We start from the raw sequence: 15,479 nt of genomic DNA, 5'->3' as shown, positions 1-15,479 counted from the left end.
TGAAGATTTCTACTTTTTAATAAATCCAATCAGTTTATCCGCAATTGCGGTATTGTTTTGCGAGCCAATGAACGCTTCTTTACCTTTACCATGGGCAAACACTTGTACATCGATAGCGGTGTGACCACCCGTTGTCCAACCAGTGAAAGATGCATCACTAATTGCCTCTTTAACGACAATGCTAAGCGCCTTCGGACCCTGTGAAAGTGCTTCTTTTACCTTTAGCTCAGTCGCACTGTCATACTCAAGACCTGTGAGCTCTTGCCATGTTGCTTTAACGTCTTTTGTCTTTGCAAGTGCTTTTGCAATTTCGCCCGCTGAACCTTTCACTTTAGCGATCACATCACGTTCCCAGCGATACTGACCATTCGCACCAAGCGTTAATCCACCGGTAGAGTGATCTGCTGTGATCACCAAGATAGTGTCTGGGTTGTTATCAACAAAAGTCTTTGCCAGCTTAATTGACTCTGCAAAGTCGTCCATTTCATGCATAGCACAAGCGATATCATTAGCATGTCCACACCAGTCAATCTGACTACCTTCAATCATTAAGAAGAAGCCTTTATCATTTTGATTTTCCAATAATGATAGCGCCGTTTTAGTCATTTTAGTTAGGCGCTGCGGCTCTTCATCAATTGCGAATGGCAGACCTACTTCTGCGAACAGACCCATAGCAGGAATTTTATTTAGCGTTTCAAGCTTGGATAAAGCATCAACGTATTGATAACCTGCGTCTTTAAATTCATTAACTAGGTTTCTATCTTCACGAATGAAGTATTTAGTGCCGCCACCAAGCATAAGATCTACGGGTAGTTTTCCTGCGATTTTATTGTCGATGTAATCATTGGCAATGTCGTCATAGTTACGACGCGATTCATTATGAGACGCGAAACTTGCAGGTGTTGCATGGTTGATTTGCGATGTTGCAACAAGCGCGGTTGTTTTACCTTTTCTTTTCGCCACTTCAAGCATCGTTTCCAAATGTTCTTTATGGGTGTCTACCGCAATTGCGCCATTATAGCTTTTAGTTCCTGTACTCAGAGCGGTTGCACCTGCAGCACTGTCTGTTACAACCGTGTCGTCGTCTGGATAGGTATGCGCCATACCAACCAAAATAGAGTCGAAAACCGTTGGGTCAACCACTTTCGTGGAAGGGTCATCTTTAAAATAACGATAGGCAGTGGTATAAGCTGGGCCCATGCCGTCGCCAATCATATAAATGATATTTTTTGGAGCAGCCAGTGTCGGATCCGCAAATACTAACCCAACAAATGAGGCCAAAAGACCAGTTTTGAATTTCATTGTTATTCCCGTGTACTTTCCTAAATAGAAACCTGTTGTTCGAACCTCGCTACTTGCATACCCGAAAGGTAGCTGTGTTCAAATTAAAAATATTTTCAACAAATCAAAGTAGTAAGTTCAAATATGTCACGGTAAGATGATAAATCAATGATGATACAATGAACACTAAAAGAATTAATCGATGTCTATAGATGCGATAAAAGAACAAAAAATCGGGCCATTCTCCTACCAAAGCTGGGGAGAGGGGGATCAAACTGTGGTCTACCTTCATGGTTGGCAAGACAACAGCAACAGTTTTGTGCCGCTTGCGTCATTTGGCAATGAAAAATATTCTCATATTGCGCTTGACTTACCCGGCCACGGACGATCAGATTGGAAAAGCACGGATGCCTTTTATTACTTTATAGACTATGTTTATGATCTGAAATGTTTTTTAGATTTAGCACAGATCCAAACGTGCCATATTGTTGGTCATTCTATGGGAGCAATGATAGCTAACTTATTTGCTAGTTGTTATCCAACACGTTGTTTATCTTTGGTTATAATTGAGGGCATAGGGATAGTGAGCACCTCAGAGAGTGATACCAAAACCCAGCTCATTAATGCGTTTAGTTCTCGAGATAAATTAAAACAATCTGAACCAAGGGTTTATCCTGATATAAATACGCTTGCGCAACTGCGCAGTAAAGTCAGTGATATTTCTGTAGAAATAGCAGCGATGCTTATGGCAAGAAATACTCTGTCGCATACTGATGGCGTGCAGCTTAGATTGGACCCACGGCTAAAGCATCACTCTGGATTTAGATATTCCATCGCCCAAGCAAAATCAGTACTCAACGGGATATCTGTTCCAACTTTACTGGTTTTAGCGGAACAAGGATATGACATGATTGTCAGACAATATAATCAATTTAAGGGCTGTTTCGACTCACTTAAGCTTGAGAAAATGCCTGGCGGCCACCATTGCCATATGGAAAACCCAGAAATTTGCTATAAGCTAATTGAAGCGCACCAAGACAGCAACAGAACATCGTTTACAACCCAAGGAGCGTAAAGAATAAACTAATCATGGAACGAAAAGTTCACAAAGAGCATTAAAGCCCACGTTTCAACAGCATCTAGATTGTAAATCCTCAGATATTGTGGGAATATGGCGTTTTTAGAGTATTTGCTCAATTGTTAAAGTGCCTTACATCGTTTATGGTTTAAGGTGAATATAAAAATAACGAGAACACAGGAGCTAAGAGTGGAAAAAATCTGGCTTAAGCGCTACCCAGAAGGTATGCCTGAAACTATCGACCCAGAGCATTACAACTCATTGCTTGAATTATTTGAAAAAAGTTTCGCAGATTATGCCCAGTATCCGGCCTATACCAATATGGGTAAGACACTGACTTATCAGCAAGTTGATGAAAAAACCAAAGCAGTTGCTAGTTATATACAAAACGAATTGAAGCTTGGCCGAGGCGATAAAGTTGCAGTCATGATGCCAAACTTATTACAAACCCCTGTTACCATTTTAGGGGTACTGCGTGCTGGTTGTACCGTTGTAAACGTCAACCCGCTGTACACGGTACGCGAATTGGAGCACCAGCTGAATGACTCAGAGTCAAAAGCTATCTTTATACTTGCGAATTTTGCCCATACCCTTGAGCAAGCATTACCAAAGACAAGTGTGAAACACGTAGTGCTCACTGAGATTGGTGACATGTTAGGTGGCTTTAAGAAGCATTTAGTTAACTTCGTTGTTAAGCACTTCAAGAAAATGGTACCGGACTTCAGCCTGCAAAATACAATCCCTTTCAAACAAGTAATTGCAGCAAACCCCGCAAAATACAGTAAACCAGAAGTGTCTCTGAGCGATCTTGCCTTCTTGCAATATACTGGCGGTACAACGGGTGTATCTAAAGGCGCAATGCTAACTCATGGCAATATGGTAGCAAACCTAGAACAAGTTTCAGGCTGTTTAGACACAGTGTTAGATAAGGGAAAGGAAGTCGTTATTACGGCCTTACCGCTTTACCATATTTTTGCACTTACAGCGAACTGCCTAACCTTTATGAAGTACGGTGGTCACAATATTTTGATTACCAATCCACGTGATATGCCTGCGTTTGTAAAAGAGCTAGCAAAGGTTCCATTTACCGCTATCACAGGTGTAAACACATTATTTAATGGATTATTAAACACACCGGGGTTTGCCGACCTCGACTTTTCAACCCTGAAAATGTCTCTAGGCGGGGGTATGGCTGTACAACGCCCTGTCGCTGAACGTTGGCAGAAAGTCACAAAATCAAAACTGATGGAAGGTTATGGCCTTACAGAATGTGCTCCGCTAGTTACTATCTGTCCGCACGATCTAGAAGCCTACAATGGTTCTATTGGTTTACCGGCCCCAAGCACTGATATTAAAATCATAGATGACAATGGCAATGAAACCCCTAAAGGTGAACCCGGTGAACTATGTGTTAAAGGCCCACAAGTGATGGCTGGTTACTACAATCGCCCAGACGCAACTGCCGAATGTTTAAAAGATGGCTGGTTTGCAACGGGTGATATCGCTACTTATGATGATGACGGTTTCTTCTACATCGTTGATCGTAAAAAAGACATGATCTTAGTGTCTGGCTTTAACGTTTTCCCTAATGAAATCGAAGAAGTCGTTGCTATGCACGAAGGCGTATTAGAAGTTGCGGCGGTTGGCGTGCCACATGAGGTTAGTGGTGAGCAAGTTAAAGTTTTTATTGTTAAAAAAGACCCATCTTTAACAGAAAAAGATATAATTGCACATTGCCGAGATAATCTAACGAACTATAAAGTACCAAAGCTAGTTGAGTTTAGAGATGAACTGCCAAAGACTAATGTTGGTAAAATACTGCGTAGAGCGTTAAAAGAATAACAAATAGAGCCGGCACTAGCCGGCTTTTTTATAACTAGCGTGATATGGCTAGTTATGTAAATTGCATGGGAGTAACAGTGCAGTATCAAGTTATTGAAAGCCAAACAGCACTAGATGAATTTGTCTTGTCTATTTCGAAAGCCAAAGTGCTCGCCGTCGACACCGAATTCATGCGTCGCCGCACCCTATACCCAGAAATTGCTCTATTACAGATCTTTGATGGTAACCACCTTGCTCTTATCGATCCATTAGCCGATATAGATTTTAGTAGGCTTTGGACATTATTTTCAGATACTAGTGTTTTAAAAGTACTCCATTCTCCTTCGGAAGATATCGAAGTATTTCTAAAGTTCGCAGGTTTTATCCCATCACCAATATTCGATACCCAGTTTGCTTTACAGTTGTTAGGTGAGGGTAGTTGTATTGGTTTTGCTAATATGGTGAAGCAACTTAGAGACGTAGACATTGACAAAAGTGAATCCAGAACAGATTGGTTACGCCGCCCTCTAACTCAGAGCCAATTAGATTACGCCGCCTCCGATGTATATCATTTACTGCCATGTTTTGAGACTATTCAGACGCGAGTAAATGAAAAGCAGCTATTTAACATAGTGCTTCAAGAAAGTGAGTTGCTCGCTCAAAAGCGAAGTTTCCGCCAGCCAGATGAAGTTCTTTACCTTGATGTTAAAAACGTATGGCAGCTCAAGCCTAGAGATCTTGCCACCCTGAAAGAACTTGCAGCATGGCGCAGAGCCAAAGCAGAGAAAAAAAACTTAGCACTCAATTTTGTGCTAAAAGAACATAATATGGTGGAGATTGCCAAACGTCGTCCAAGCTCACTGGGTAGTTTACGCAATGTTCCGGGTGTTGAGCCCATGGAAGTCAATCGCTCAGGTAAAGAAATTCTCGCCTGTATAGAAAAAGCAAAAGAGGTGAGTGAACAAAATTGTCCACAACGCGTAAGAAGACTCATCGACTTTAAAGGTTACAAAGCAGCCTGTAAGGATATCAAACATGTGGTCGCTAACGTTGCCGAGGATAATAATATTCCGGTTGATGTGTTTGCCTCAAAGAAACAAATAAACCAAGTGATCAGCTGGTCGTGGAAAAAATCACCAGAAGAAAAACAGTTGCTGATGAGGCCGGACCTCGCTCTAGGCTGGAGAGCTCAGCTTATTGGGGACAAATTAGACAGCTGGTGGTGCTAAACAAATAAAAGGGCTACCTACGCATAGCCCTTTTTAAATTCGAATTTACTTTTCATCATCAGGTAAAGTGACGTTCAGCTCAAGTACTGCTAAATCATCTTCATTTTGTTCAAACTGTACGTTGACAGCATCCGAGTCTACCTTTACATACTTACGAATAACATCAAGAATGTCTTGCTTGAGTTGTGGTAAGTAGTCCGGCGTACCACGCTTTGATCGTTCATGAGCAACGATGATCTGCAGTCGCTCTTTTGCAAGCGACGCGCTATTTTTTTTCTCAGAGCGGAAATAATCTAATAATGACACCTTACCCTCCAAAGATCCGCTTGAAGATACCTTTCTTCTCAACTTGCAAGAAGCGGAAATCGACGACTTCACCTAGTAAGCGGTTAATTGCATCGCTATACGCTTGGCCAGCATCGGACTCTTGGTCTAATATAACAGGCTGACCTGAGTTAGATGCATTGAGTACCGCTTTTGATTCAGGTATTACACCCAGTAAATCAATCGCTAAAATTTCTTTAACATCGTCTACAGACAACATTTCACCGCTGTCTACACGCTCTGGATTATAACGTGTCAGCAGTAAGTGTTCTTTAACCGGCTCTAGCCCCATTTCCGCACGCTTGGACTTACTTTGTAGAATCCCCAAAATGCGGTCTGAGTCACGAACAGATGACACCTCAGGGTTAGTAGTAACCACTGCTTCATCTGCAAAGTATAAAGCCATCATAGCACCCGCTTCAATACCAGCTGGTGAGTCGCAAATAATGAAATCAAATTCTTCTTTCATTTCATTTAACACACGCTCCACGCCTTCTCGAGTAAGAGCATCTTTGTCACGAGTTTGCGAAGCTGGAAGTATATACAGCTTCTCAACACGCTTATCTTTGATTAACGCTTGATTTAGATTAGCTTCGCCGTTGATGACATTAACAAAATCATACACCACGCGACGCTCGCATCCCATTATTAGGTCAAGGTTTCTAAGACCAATATCAAAATCGACAATGGCTGTTTTATAACCCTTTAGCGCTAAGCCAGTACCAATTGCTGCACTTGACGTTGTCTTACCAACACCGCCTTTACCTGAAGTTACGACAATAATTTTTGCCATCTGATTTATCCTTTGACCAAAGCTGTAATTTTTAATGATTCGTCTTGTTGTGTTATTTGAGCAGCTTGACCCCAGTGTTCACCTTGCAGTGAATCACTGATCCAATAACTCCCGTTTATAGACACTAGCTCAGCTTCTAAGCGTTGACAGAATATACTAGTGTCTTCTTGGCCTTGCGCACCTGCGATTGCACGACCACGCAACGTACCGTAAATGTGCACATTACCATCTGCGATAACTTCTGCACCGTGACTTACAGCACCTAGCACGATCAGATCGCGGTCTTTAGCATATATTTGCTGACCACTACGTACCGTTCCGTTCACAATTTGAGCTGGAAGATAAACTTGTTTTTCTATTACTTCAGCTGCTTGAGATTGCGATGGGGCACTCGGTTGCACATCCCTTGAATAGTTTAGTACAGAAAACCCGGCTTCTTTGGCTAAGTCGTGCTGACTTTGAGTACCGCTACATACACCCACTGGATTGAGCTGTAAATCGACCAGTGTTTGCTTTAACTCTTTGAATTCTACAGTTTGCTCCTGAACATCAGCTAAATTGACCACAATTGGTGCCCCTTGAAAAAATTTAGGTGCTTGCGAAATTTTGCTATCAAGATCTTGTCTTAACTTGGTCAGATCTAAAGAAAACAACTGTAGTACAGAGAGTGTAAATAGATTTCCTTTTAGTTCGAATGTTTGATTTGCCATATGTACTCAAATTTCTGTTACAACCGCCGCTAAAGCCTTATTTACCTGACTTTAGAGGGTAGTAAAACTTTCCACAACTTACTAATAGCATGGTATAGTGAGCGCCAATGATTAGCAAGAATTTATAGGCTTATAATGCTCACTGCCATATACAAAAGTCCAAAAAAAGCGGATACCTACCTTTTTGTAACCAAAAGAGATGATTTCTCCAACGTGCCTGCACCTTTAATGGAAACTTTTGGCACGCCGGTCTACGTCATGATGGTTGATCTTGCTAGAAGAACAAAGTTGGGTATTGCAGATCTTGATACGGTTAAGCAAAAGTTAACTGATGATGGTTTTTACTTGCAGCTTCCCCCTCACACAGAAAGTTTGCTAGATGAGTTTAAAAAACAAAATGGAGTAACAGATTCGTGATAAAAAAAATTTCCCTATTAGTAGCCTCAGTTTGTTTGTCCACATCAGTTTTCGCCAACACTCAAGCCAAGTTTGATGAGTATCTTAATAATCTGAAACAAGAAGCAATTGAAAAGGGTTACTCGCAAAAATTAGTTGAGGACGCTTTTGCTACGGCAGTATTTAAGGAAAAGGTAATTAAGGCAGATAAAACCCAACCAGAAATTGTCGAAACATTAGAGACTTACTTACCAAAGCGCGTTCCTGAGTGGAAGGTAAAACAAGCTCGCAAACTTTATAAAGAACACCAAGAATCTTTAGAAAAGATAGCAAAAGAGTATGGTGTGCAGGCGCGCTTCATTGTTGCCCTATGGGGCCTTGAAAGTAACTTTGGCCGCATTCAAGGTGGTTACCCGGTTATTAGCGCTTTGGTAACGCTCGCTTTTGATGGTCGTCGAGAAGCTTTGTATAAAAGACAGCTATGGGCTGCACTGGATATTTTAAGAGACGGCCACATCGGCCTAGATGACTTTAAAGGCTCTTGGGCGGGAGCGATGGGGCAAACTCAATTTATGCCAACGTCATTCACTTCTTACGCAGTTGATTATAACAAAGATGGTCGTAAGGACATCTGGACCACACAAGAAGATGCGTTTGCTTCAATTGCAAACTATCTAAAAAGTGTGGGCTGGAACGATGATCTTACTTGGGGTCGCCAAGTACAGCTTCCAGAAGGTTTTGACACTAGCTACATTTTAAGGCGTGGCACCAAGTCACACAAAGAGTGGCTTAGTGAATGGCGTAAGTCAGAGCGTTCACTACAAGAGTGGCAAGCGCTTGGTCTTCGTAGAATGGACGGCACTGACTTACCTCAAGTGAATATCACTGCGGCATTAGTAATGCCAGATGACGCCAATGGCCGTATGTACCTTGCTTATGACAATTACAAGGCCTTGATGAACTGGAATAGATCTTATTACTTTGCCTCAAGCGTTGGATATCTATCTGACAGAATAGGTTATCCAAAAATCTAACGATCACGACACAACGACCAAGCCCGTTTTAGCAACGGGCTTTTTTATACACTTGGCTTGAAAATGCCTTAAACAAAATATAATTTAGCAAACTTTGTTTTTAGAATAATAAAAAAGGCAGCTTCCAACTCGCTGCCTTTTGGTTGGGCTAATGTATGCAAGTGTCAATAGTAGGACAAGGGTTGAACCTTGCCCCAAAAGACTCGGTACGAAAATAACGTGTATGCAATTAAGGTCGGCACCACAATCACTACGCCATATAATAAGAAGGTGAGAGCTGATGCGTCAGCAACCGCTTCAAAGATGGTCAGCTTGCCTGGTACCACAAACGGGTAAAAACTATAGACTAAGCCGAAGAAACAAAGTACAAAAATAAACGCTGATATGAGGAATGGCAGCCAAGCACCACTATTAGGTGACTTTGGCAACTTTTGTAACACAAGCTCTAAGATTACAAAAAGCGACAAGCAGATGATTGGGGCAGGCATTACTACCAAAGCCATAGGTAGGTCAAACCACCGCTCGTAGATCCATTCATTAATAACTGGATTGATGATAGAAACAAGCAACACACCAACAAAAGCAACTCTCGCAAATTTTTTGCACCAACTGATTGCATCTTGCTGTAGTTTCCCTTCACACTTCATAATCAACCACGCTGAACCAATCAAGCCATACGCGCAAACAACACCGATCCCGCTAAAGATTGCAAATGCATGAGCAAGCGGTGTATTATCAAAGCCTATGACATAAAGTCCCAGCATGTATCCTTGTGCAAACGAAGTAAGTAACGACCCGAATTTAAACACTTTGTCCCACCGTCTTTGGCGTTTAACTCGCGCTTTTGCTCTGAAATCAAAAGCAACACCACGCATAATTAAGCCAAATAATAAGAAAACAACAGGAATGTAAAGCGCCTGCAAAATCATGCTATGGGCTTGAGGAAATGCGATAAATGCAAGGCCTACTGCCAAAACTAGCCAAGTTTCATTAGCATCCCAAAATGGACCAATTGAGGCAATCATAGTATCTGCTGTTTCTTTATCATCCAGTGGGATCATCATGCCAACGCCAAGGTCATAGCCATCTAATATTGCATAAACAAGCACAGCAAGTGCCATCAAACCTGCGTAGATGAGGGATAGATATTCCGGATTAAACACGAGTCACCTCCTCAGCGAATTCCTTCATGTCATATTCTTCCACCTCTACAGACTTGCTGGCAGTGTGGAATAAAGTGCGAATGTAAGCGTACAATAAGATTGCGTATATCGTTAGATAGCCAACCAGCGTAAATAGTACGTTTTCCGAGGCAATTGTAGTTACAGCATCTTCAACTCTCAAAACTCCACTAACAATGTAAGGCTGACGGCCAATTTCGGTGACATACCATCCCGCTAGAGTTGCTATCCAGCCAGAAAAGGTCATAGCTACAAGAGCCTTTAGTTGCCACTTGGGTAACTCACCTTTTTTCCACAGCGTAAACCGGGTAACAAACGCGACCAAAATCATCAGCATTCCCATACCAACCATAATTCTAAAGCCGAAAAAGACGGGCTTAACTGGTGGGTGTTCACCTTTGAATTCGTTAAGCCCTTTAATTTCACCATTAACGTCGTGGGTAAGAATAAAGCTAGCCATATTAGGAATGCCTATCGCAAAATCATTGCGCTTTTCTTCCTCGTTAGGAATCGCAAAGAGTAAGAGCGGTGCTCCTTTTTCTGTTTCCCATACTCCTTCCATTGCCGCAATTTTTTGTGGTTGATGTTTTAGCGTATTTAGGCCGTGTAAATCGCCGACAAAAGCCTGTATTGGAGTAAGAAGCGCTGCGACCGTCAAAGCCACTGTTAGCGCTTTTTTAGGTGCATGTTTTTCATCATTTTTGAGCATTCGATATGCACTGACACCGGCTATCAAGAACGAAGCAGTAAGTGCACTGGCCAGTAACATATGGAAGAAACGATATCCGAATGAAGGGTTGAAAATAACTTCAAACCAGTCAGTAGGGTACACAATTCCGTCTCTGAGCTCAAAGCCTGTCGGGGTTTGCATCCAACTGTTCAAAGACAAGATCCAAAATGCTGAAAGTGTTGTACCAATGGCTACAAGGAAAGTAGCTAAAGTATGTATTTTAGGTGGCACACGCTTCATTCCAAACAGCATTATCCCCAGAAATGTTGCTTCCATAAAAAATGCGGTCAGTACTTCGTAACCTAGTAAAGGACCAGCAATATTGCCGACTTTTTCCATAAATCCAGGCCAATTTGTACCGAACTGGAAAGACATAGTAATGCCGCTAACCACTCCAAGGGCAAAAGATAACGCAAAAATTTTGACCCAAAAGCGATAGGCCCGCAACCAAACGGGGTGGCCAGTCAAGTCATACTTGAGTTTAAAAAACGCCAGAAACCAAGCTAATGCGATGGTTATTGTGGGAAAGAGAATGTGAAAACTAATATTTGCCGCAAACTGTATTCGCGACAATAACAACGTATCAAGCATGACGCACCTCGCACTTTAAGACTTACGTAATAATTTATCCTTTAAATCTATTACTTTGCTCACTGAAGATCCGAGTTTCATCAACGACTGTAGTTGCTCTGGTGATAAGCGTTGAAGTTCGGCTGACCATTTAGTGACAGTTTCAAGTAGGTCATGAATGGATTGCATTTGCTGTTGAGCATATACTTCTTCTGGTGAGTTAGCGCTATCTAGGATTTGGTCTCGAAGTAAGGTGAGTGTTGGGTCAATTTCCCTTTTTCTTCTTTCTTCAAAAACACGGTTAGCTAAATCCCAAATAGACCCATTTGGAGAGTAGTACTCCTTGCGATCTCCTGGAACATGGTGAACTCTTACAAGTTGCCAAGATTGCAACTCTTTAATTCCCATACTCACGTTACCGCGTGAAATTTTTAACGCATCGGCGATTTCGTTCGCTGTCAATGGTTTTTCATTGATAACCAACAAGCCCACCATTTGTCCTATCGTTCTATTGAAACCCCAACGGCTTCCCATTTCGCCGCAATGAAGTACAAAATTTTCTATTTTTGGTGATAAGTTCATCGTTCTAAACTTTCAGTAATTATTGAAACTTTAATATAAAGGTCACTTTGACATAGATCAAGTATTAATTAAGCTCTACTTCAACATAGTGAAAGTTAACCTTCCCCGAATATCTATAATTGTCATCCACTGACCGCAAATCAATATAAATTTCAAATCATTGTGATTTAATGCGGCCGCAATCACACGGAACAAGCTGCATAGCCTCTTAATTTTGCAGCGGTACTCTTATGACATAGGAATTTATACATGCTCAAAATCCTTCTTTTCACTTTATCCATCTTTAGCTGTGCTGCATTTGCTGAGCGCGCCACAACTATATTGATCTCTATAGATGGTTTCAGATGGGATTACATCGAAAAGCACGACGCAAAGAATATAGCAAAGCTTGCCAAACAGGGCGTTCGTGTGACCAAGCTATGGCCTCAATACCCGACCAAAACCTTTCCAAACCACTTATCAATCGTAACAGGTTTAAAGCCAATCCATCATGGTATTGTTGATAACTATTTTTGCGATAAAAAACGTGATGAGTGTTATAAAATGGGGATGGGTAAAGTGGATAGCTCATGGATTAGCGGTATTCCTTTGTGGAACCTAGTGAAAATGCACGGGTATAAATCTGCCGCCTACTTTTGGCCTGAATCCGACGCTAGAATCAATGGTATGACACCAGACTATTATTATCATTATTCAAAACAAGCCGATTATAAAAACCGCCTTAATGAAATTCATAATTGGCTAAAATTACCGAAAAGCGAAAAGCCATTGTTTGTTGCCAGCTATTTTTCTCTAGTAGATACCATGGGCCATGGATATGGACCAGATCATGAAAAAACAAAAGAAGCTGTACAATTTATTGACGGCTTAATTGGTGATTTCGTCGCGACTCTAAAGAAGGACAAAATCAAAGTAAACTTAGTACTCGTTTCTGATCACGGTATGACAAGCGTAGAGCCTAGCAAAGCCGTGCTACTTGAAGACCTAGATATACCTGAAGATTGGACGATAAAAAATAGCGGAACGAGAGTATCACTTTATGCGTTAGGCAATAAATCTCTTAAAAAAGGAGTGCTTATAAAGCAGTTACGTGAAAAAGCTAAAGGCCGTTATGATGTTTTAACTAAAGCGCAAAAGTTACAACTCAATGGAGGTGAATCACCTCGAATAGGTGATATTATTTTACAAGCTAAAGCGCCAATCGTATTTATGGGCCGAGGTAAGCATAGCTATTATGGCACTCATGGTTACGAAGTAACGCCCGATATGGCAGCATTCTTTGTTGCACATGGCCCAGCCTTTAAATCAGGCTTAACGATAACACAAGCAAGCAATTTAGAGGTTTACCCAACGCTTTCACATATTATGGGGCTCAAACCGCTCAATAAGCTTGATAGTAAGGGAGAAAACTTAATGAAGTTAGTTAGAAAATAACCCATTTTTTAACTGTTCAGTGTCAATGATCAATCCTTGGCACTGAACTAGGTTAATCTGTAATCAATACCAATTTGTCTTAACAGTTGCTCAAAGTGGAGGAACAAACATGCCGGTAACTGCGTTAAAAATCTTCTATCTAGTTCGACTAACCAAGTTTTTTCGCCTCAACGTAGGTCTCATTATTAAGCAAATTGATACAAAACAGTAAAGGTTACTTTTTGTTTGTAGACTTCTTATTTGTAGACTTCATCAATCGCCTTGCTAAGGCAAATACGATATACACTAACACCAAGGAGTTGAGGACAAGCAATGCATCTCTATCAGATACAAACATCCAGATTGCCGCAAGCGCGAGACTTGCCAGTGTAAAGTGACCAACGAGTGGGTTAGTAGTCTTTTTCTTCATTAGTGTTTCGCTGTATTCATGTTCAGATTATTTTACACCCGAGAACAGCGACAATACCAATAATCTGTTAAAAAAACTAAATATTTCTAGCCATCTGGTTATAATGCGGGCACAAAAAATGTGGGCATTGCTATTCGTTATTGGTCAGACCAGAGTTTGATATAGATTAACTATTTCTCTAATGTGAATAGCTAAAATGACATGGAAGTACATTAAAAGAGAGTTTTTAGTGGCACATATTAATAAAGCGAAACATTGGTTAGACTTAAAAAAGCTAATACTTATTCTTGCAACACTATGCGTACTAGCTTCGTTATTTAACGCATTATTTTCCAGTTATCAAGTGCAAAAACAAGTGATGGTGAAGGATACACTAGAAGCAAACCGCGCTTATGCAACTAAGTTAGCCGATGTTACCGATCTTTTCTTACAGTCGGTTCTGATGCAGTTAAAAGCCTCGGGTGAAACTATCGTCTCACACTTGGATAGCCCGGAATTGATAAATAACGAGCTTAAGCAAATGCTTACTCGAACTCATAGCTTTGATTCCATTGTCTTGGTCAATGCGCAAGGAGAAATCATAGGAGCTCAACCCAGCTCACTCGGGGTCGTTGGGACAACGCTTATAAATGAAGCCGAAACTTCGCCATTGCGTGAGCAGGCACCTTTTATTGTCGGACCTTTTGTCTCTCCTGCGGGCAATTTGATGGTTAGTCCAACGCATCCAATGTTTGATAATAAAGGGAATTTTGCCGGCTTTATCGCAGCGGGCATTTACCTAAAAGGAGACAATATATTAGGTCGGCTTCTTGCAAACCACCATCATCAAGATAAAACCTATATTTTTGTGACAGGGCCAAACGGCAAACTTATCTATCATCACGACGATCACCGCATAGGACAGGATGTCACTGACAATGAAGTAGTGGGATCACTACTTCAGAAAGTCTCAGGTTCGACTCAAGTCGTCAACACTCAAGGAGTTGCAATGCTTGCTGGTTATGCTTTGGTGCCTACAAGCGACTGGGGCGTAGTTGCACAGCGCCCGCTGGAAGTGACCATGTCGCATCTCTCAAACACCATGAAGCACGTACTTAAAACTACAGTGCCATTTACCGTGTTTTTACTCATTTGCGTTCTAGGGCTCGGCTCATTCATAGCAAAGCCCTTATGGAGACTGGCTAAGCTTTCGGAGCAAGTTCAGGATGGCCGAAATATCGACTTCCCACATGTACCAACGTGGTACTACGAAGCAACATGGTTATATCAAGCGATGCGAAGTAGTGTAAAAAATTTAGGAGCACAAATCCAACGCTTCGATGATGAGCGGAAACAAGACCAGCTTACACATTTGTTTAACCGACGCGGAATGGAGAAGTGGCTTGAATCGGCCTATGAGCAACGAATTCCTTTTAGCATTATTGCACTTGATATAGACCACTTTAAGAAAGTAAACGACACCTATGGTCACGATGTTGGTGATATTGTAATACAAAAGCTCGCCGAATTAATGCGCACCAATGCCCGCGAGCAAGATCATCTGTGCCGAAGCGGAGGCGAGGAATTTTTAATGTTTCTTCCTCATGTAGATATCAATAAGGCGGGAAACATTGCAGAGCGCTTACGTGCATGCACTGCAGAAACTCAATTTGATGAAGCGGGGCATATCACGATTTCTCTTGGGATTTCTCACTGGCCATTGTGTTCTGATGATTTGCATCACGCGCTTAAACTTGCAGATCGTAGCCTTTATCAGGCCAAGGCCAATGGTAGAAACCGCGTTGAGCACGCCGTTTTAGCTAACCACAATGTAGCATAATTGGAAATCTGATATTAAAAAGTGAAATTTGCTCCGAATATCGGTAAGATGCGTTGCAATTTTTATCGTTACCTTTATTTGGAGCTGT

15 protein-coding genes are annotated in these 15,479 nt (G+C 41.5%); 7 read left to right on the top strand and 8 right to left on the bottom strand.

Features of this window, described 5'->3' with window-relative positions; genetic code table 11:
• Positions 1-9: 9 nt before the first annotated feature.
• Complete coding sequence (locus tag CWC29_RS19020; protein WP_138524227.1) at positions 10-1,302, bottom strand: alkaline phosphatase; 1,293 nt, start codon at positions 1,300-1,302, stop codon at positions 10-12.
• 181 nt (positions 1,303-1,483) lie between these two features.
• Here CWC29_RS19020 and CWC29_RS19015 point away from each other — a divergent pair, with 181 nt between their 5' ends.
• The 3 genes from CWC29_RS19015 (at position 1,484) to rnd (ending at position 5,409) form a co-directional block, all read left to right on the top strand.
• Positions 1,484-2,356 carry an alpha/beta fold hydrolase gene (locus CWC29_RS19015; RefSeq protein ID WP_138524226.1) on the top strand — a complete coding sequence of 291 codons (873 nt, stop codon included), beginning with the start codon at positions 1,484-1,486 and terminating at the stop codon, positions 2,354-2,356.
• Between the two features lie 192 nt (positions 2,357-2,548).
• Positions 2,549-4,201, top strand: coding sequence for a long-chain-fatty-acid--CoA ligase FadD (fadD, locus tag CWC29_RS19010; protein WP_128727120.1), 1,653 nt, complete (start codon positions 2,549-2,551; stop codon positions 4,199-4,201).
• A 77-nt stretch (positions 4,202-4,278) separates the two neighbouring features.
• Complete coding sequence (rnd, locus tag CWC29_RS19005; RefSeq protein ID WP_128727121.1) at positions 4,279-5,409, top strand: ribonuclease D; 1,131 nt, start codon at positions 4,279-4,281, stop codon at positions 5,407-5,409.
• Positions 5,410-5,454: 45 nt separating this feature from the next.
• Here rnd and minE read toward each other — a convergent pair whose 3' ends face one another.
• From minE to minC, 3 genes are read right to left on the bottom strand one after another with little or no spacing between them, the layout of a single operon-like run.
• Positions 5,455-5,715 carry a cell division topological specificity factor MinE gene (gene minE / locus CWC29_RS19000; protein WP_010372964.1) on the bottom strand — a complete coding sequence of 87 codons (261 nt, stop codon included), beginning with the start codon at positions 5,713-5,715 and terminating at the stop codon, positions 5,455-5,457.
• Between the two features lies 1 nt (position 5,716).
• Positions 5,717-6,526, bottom strand: coding sequence for a septum site-determining protein MinD (gene minD / locus CWC29_RS18995; RefSeq protein ID WP_095727585.1), 810 nt, complete (start codon positions 6,524-6,526; stop codon positions 5,717-5,719).
• A 5-nt stretch (positions 6,527-6,531) separates the two neighbouring features.
• On the bottom strand, positions 6,532-7,236 hold the full coding sequence (minC, locus tag CWC29_RS18990; protein WP_128727122.1) for a septum site-determining protein MinC: 705 nt from the start codon (positions 7,234-7,236) through the stop codon (positions 6,532-6,534).
• A 135-nt stretch (positions 7,237-7,371) separates the two neighbouring features.
• Between minC and CWC29_RS18985 the strand changes: the two genes are divergently transcribed.
• The gene (locus CWC29_RS18985; RefSeq protein WP_128727123.1) at positions 7,372-7,653 is read left to right on the top strand and encodes a YcgL domain-containing protein; all 282 of its coding nucleotides are present in this window, start codon (positions 7,372-7,374) and stop codon (positions 7,651-7,653) included.
• The gene (locus CWC29_RS18980) at positions 7,650-8,666 is read left to right on the top strand and encodes a lytic murein transglycosylase (protein ID WP_128727124.1); all 1,017 of its coding nucleotides are present in this window, start codon (positions 7,650-7,652) and stop codon (positions 8,664-8,666) included. The genes CWC29_RS18985 and CWC29_RS18980 overlap by 4 nt, the downstream gene beginning before the upstream one ends.
• Positions 8,667-8,830: 164 nt before the next feature.
• Here the strand turns inward: CWC29_RS18980 and CWC29_RS18975 are convergent, their stop codons facing one another.
• Genes CWC29_RS18975 through CWC29_RS18965 form a run of 3 tightly spaced genes read right to left on the bottom strand, consistent with a single transcriptional unit; the run spans position 8,831 to position 11,729 of the window.
• Entirely contained in the window at positions 8,831-9,829 is a 999-nt protein-coding gene (locus tag CWC29_RS18975) for a cytochrome d ubiquinol oxidase subunit II (protein ID WP_128727125.1), read from the bottom strand.
• The gene (locus tag CWC29_RS18970) at positions 9,822-11,168 is read right to left on the bottom strand and encodes a cytochrome ubiquinol oxidase subunit I (RefSeq protein ID WP_138524225.1); all 1,347 of its coding nucleotides are present in this window, start codon (positions 11,166-11,168) and stop codon (positions 9,822-9,824) included. The genes CWC29_RS18975 and CWC29_RS18970 overlap by 8 nt, the downstream gene beginning before the upstream one ends.
• 15 nt (positions 11,169-11,183) lie before the next feature.
• Positions 11,184-11,729 carry a GbsR/MarR family transcriptional regulator gene (locus tag CWC29_RS18965; RefSeq protein ID WP_128727127.1) on the bottom strand — a complete coding sequence of 182 codons (546 nt, stop codon included), beginning with the start codon at positions 11,727-11,729 and terminating at the stop codon, positions 11,184-11,186.
• 249 nt (positions 11,730-11,978) lie between these two features.
• On the opposite strand from CWC29_RS18965, the gene CWC29_RS18960 reads away from it, so the two are divergent.
• Positions 11,979-13,163, top strand: a complete 1,185-nt coding sequence (locus tag CWC29_RS18960; RefSeq protein WP_138524224.1) for an alkaline phosphatase family protein — start codon at positions 11,979-11,981, stop codon at positions 13,161-13,163.
• Between the two features lie 214 nt (positions 13,164-13,377).
• Here CWC29_RS18960 and CWC29_RS18955 read toward each other — a convergent pair whose 3' ends face one another.
• The gene (locus CWC29_RS18955) at positions 13,378-13,572 is read right to left on the bottom strand and encodes a hypothetical protein (protein ID WP_138524223.1); all 195 of its coding nucleotides are present in this window, start codon (positions 13,570-13,572) and stop codon (positions 13,378-13,380) included.
• Between the two features lie 229 nt (positions 13,573-13,801).
• Between CWC29_RS18955 and CWC29_RS18950 the strand changes: the two genes are divergently transcribed.
• Positions 13,802-15,391: a sensor domain-containing diguanylate cyclase gene (locus CWC29_RS18950; protein ID WP_128727130.1), complete on the top strand. Its 1,590-nt coding sequence runs from the start codon at positions 13,802-13,804 to the stop codon at positions 15,389-15,391.
• Positions 15,392-15,479: the final 88 nt, after the last annotated feature.

It is taken from the genome of Pseudoalteromonas galatheae, from assembly GCF_005886105.2.
Lineage (GTDB): Bacteria > Pseudomonadota > Gammaproteobacteria > Enterobacterales > Alteromonadaceae > Pseudoalteromonas > Pseudoalteromonas galatheae.
The sequence above is the reverse complement of the archived record's forward strand: the minus strand, read 5'-3'. Positions and strand labels throughout refer to the sequence as shown.

Bases quoted from the DNA above. Each gene is read 5' to 3' on its own strand.
- CWC29_RS18960 (WP_138524224.1), top strand. From the start codon at position 11,979: ATGCTCAAAATCCTTCTTTTCACTTTATCCATCTTTAGCTGTGCTGCA.
- CWC29_RS18965 (WP_128727127.1), bottom strand. From the start codon at position 11,729: ATGAACTTATCACCAAAAATAGAAAATTTTGTACTTCATTGCGGCGAA.
- CWC29_RS19015 (WP_138524226.1), top strand. From the start codon at position 1,484: ATGTCTATAGATGCGATAAAAGAACAAAAAATCGGGCCATTCTCCTAC.
- minD (WP_095727585.1), bottom strand. From the start codon at position 6,526: ATGGCAAAAATTATTGTCGTAACTTCAGGTAAAGGCGGTGTTGGTAAG.
- minC (WP_128727122.1), bottom strand. From the start codon at position 7,236: ATGGCAAATCAAACATTCGAACTAAAAGGAAATCTATTTACACTCTCT.
- CWC29_RS18970 (WP_138524225.1), bottom strand. From the start codon at position 11,168: ATGCTTGATACGTTGTTATTGTCGCGAATACAGTTTGCGGCAAATATT.
- CWC29_RS18955 (WP_138524223.1), bottom strand. From the start codon at position 13,572: ATGAAGAAAAAGACTACTAACCCACTCGTTGGTCACTTTACACTGGCA.
- CWC29_RS19020 (WP_138524227.1), bottom strand. From the start codon at position 1,302: ATGAAATTCAAAACTGGTCTTTTGGCCTCATTTGTTGGGTTAGTATTT.
- CWC29_RS18985 (WP_128727123.1), top strand. From the start codon at position 7,372: ATGCTCACTGCCATATACAAAAGTCCAAAAAAAGCGGATACCTACCTT.